Below are 482 nucleotides of genomic sequence, written 5' to 3' on the forward strand. Positions count from 1 at the left end.
GTGGCTGTTGCAGAACCCGTAATCCAGTTCGTCGTTCGGCGCGTAGCAGGAGCATGCAAGGTCAGAAGCAGTTCACCGACAAGGAGGTCACGCGCTTTCGGCTCTCCGAGCGCGTACCGCCGCACAATTTCTACCGCCGCCTCGCGGAACTCGTGGATTGGCATTTTCTCTACGAGGAAACCAAAGCGCTTTATAGCCACACGGGGCAGCCCTCGCTCGACCCCGTCGTCTTCTTTAAGCTGATGCTAGTCAGCCGGCTGGAAAACCTGGTCAGTGACCGGCGCTTAGTGGAGCATTGCGCCTTACGGCTCGATATCCTGTACTTTCTGGGCTACGAAGTGGATGAGGACTTACCCTGGCACTCCACCATCAGCCGCACCCGGCAGCAGTATCCTATTGCTCTCTTCGAGCAGCTATTTGACCACGTCTTTGCCCAGTGCGTGGACCAGGGCCTGGTCGCGGGCGATACCCAGGCGGTGGAC

At 58.9% G+C, this 482-nt stretch carries 1 protein-coding gene; it reads left to right on the plus strand.

Features of this window, described 5'->3' with window-relative positions:
* Positions 1-53: 53 nt before the first annotated feature.
* On the plus strand, positions 54-482 hold a 429-nt coding region (locus ACW9KT_RS22300; RefSeq protein WP_457084610.1), incomplete at its 3' end, for a transposase.

The organism is Hymenobacter sp. HD11105 (assembly GCF_054051685.1).